The 1,890-nt window shown below is 45.8% G+C and carries 2 protein-coding genes; both read right to left on the bottom strand.

Translation table 11 applies throughout. The features are described 5' to 3' along the window. Nucleotides 1-1,517: ABC transporter ATP-binding protein (locus tag AC9UEY_RS04115; RefSeq protein WP_509538151.1), on the bottom strand; the 1,517-nt coding region annotated here is incomplete at its 3' end. Between the two features lie 2 nt (nucleotides 1,518-1,519). Next, on the bottom strand, nucleotides 1,520-1,831 hold the full coding sequence (locus tag AC9UEY_RS04110; protein ID WP_509538148.1) for a metal-sulfur cluster assembly factor: 312 nt from the start codon (nucleotides 1,829-1,831) through the stop codon (nucleotides 1,520-1,522). Nucleotides 1,832-1,890 lie beyond the last annotated feature (59 nt).

Raw genomic sequence — 1,890 nt, 5'->3', positions numbered from 1 at the left:
CCATTTGGCAATGACTCAATCAACTTCCAGATTTGAGCTGATTCGCATGCAGCTTGCATCTCTGCAGGCGTCGCATCTTGCTTGGCATAACGAAGATTTTCTGCAATTGATTCGTGAAACAAGTGCGCATCCTGCATTACAACACCAATGGATTGACGTAGAGATTCGACTGTTAAGTCACGAATGTCATTTCCATCAATTCTGATAGCACCACCGGTAACATCGTAGAGGCGAGGCAACAACGCACTTATAGTTGTTTTGCCAGCACCAGATGGACCAACTAGGGCTGTCATCGTGCCAGGTTCTGCGACAAATGAAAGCTTACGTAGAACTTCTCCACTCTGCACTGTCTCAGCCTTAGCTGCTGATTCAAGTGAAGCTAGTGAAATCTCCTCTGCCCGAGGGTATGAAAAATTGACGTTGTCGAACTCAATCCGTGGCTCTTTTGTAACCAGAGCTTTTGCGCCATCACAATTCTTAACCATCGGTTCAAGGTCTAAAACTTCAAAAACTCTTTCAAAAGAAACAAGTGAAGTCATTACATCAATACGCACATTTGAAAGCGCGGTCAGTGGACCATATAAACGAGCAAGCAGCGCTGTGATCGCGAGCAATGTTCCTACCGTGACTCCCCCGCTAATTGCTAGATGTCCGCCAATTCCATATGCGAAAGCGGTCGCAATCGCTGCAACACTAGTGAGAGCAATGAAGAACAATCTGTTCAGCATCGCCATTTTGATACCGATGTCAGCCACTCGTCGGGCGCGACTTCTGAAGTATTCACGCTCACGATCTGGCTCTCCGTAGAGAGCAACCAGCATCGCACCTGACACATTGAAGCGCTCAGTCATAGTGCTAGACATTTCAGCGTTGACGCTAAATGACTCGCGAGTTAGTGATTGAAGTCTGCGTCCCACCCATTTGGTTGGTATCAAAAACACAGGTAGGAGAATCAGTGAAAAAATAGTGATCTGCCAAGACAGAATCAGCATTGTTATACCCACCAATACAAGACTGACAACATTGCTGACAACACCTGAAAGCGTCGCCGTGAATGCTTGTTGTGCGCCTATGACATCAGAATTAATTCTAGAAATAAGCGCACCAGTCTGAGTGCGTGTGAAAAAGGCAATAGATTGCTTTTGAACATGGGCAAAGACAAGTGATCGAAGGTCATAAATTAAACCTTCACCAATTCGTGACGAGAAATAACGACCCAACATGTTAAAACCTGCATCTGCAATGGCGAGTAGGCCAACAAAGATTGCAAGTCTTGTCACCACTGCGCCATCTTTTGGAATTACGCCATCGTCAATGAGCTGCTTAAGAAGTAGAGGCGTTGCCACCACTAATGCGGCATCAACAACAACGGTGGCAAGAAAAACAATGATGTTTGTTCGGTATGGCAGCGCAAACTTAAAAATACGTTTTACTGTGCCTGGCTTTAATTTCTGTTCCTTAACTGAAGGATCAGCTGTCATAGAGCGGTGGGTCATCCACGCTGCTTGCATTGACATAATTAAACGGTAAAGCCTAGAGCCCGAAGCTGTTCTCTTCCGTCATCAGAAATCTTGTCTGGACCCCAAGGCGGCATCCACACCCAATTAATTCTCACATCCGTTGTCATACCAGCAAGAGCTGCGCGAGTTTGATCTTCGATTACATCTTGCAAAGGACATGCTGCAGATGTAAGAGTCATGTTAAGGATCGCGATGTTGGCTTCATCAACCATCACATCGTAGATAAGCCCAAGGTCTACAACATTGATGCCGAGTTCAGGATCAACTACATCCTTCATCGCCTCAGTTACATCATCAACACTTGTTGCCATCGTTACTCTCCCCCTGTTGTTGTCTTAATTCTAACCGCTGCATCCTTAAACGCCATCCA

It is taken from the genome of Candidatus Planktophila sp., from assembly GCF_040402275.1.
Lineage (GTDB): Bacteria > Actinomycetota > Actinomycetes > Nanopelagicales > Nanopelagicaceae > Planktophila.
The sequence above is the reverse complement of the archived record's forward strand: the minus strand, read 5'-3'. Positions and strand labels throughout refer to the sequence as shown.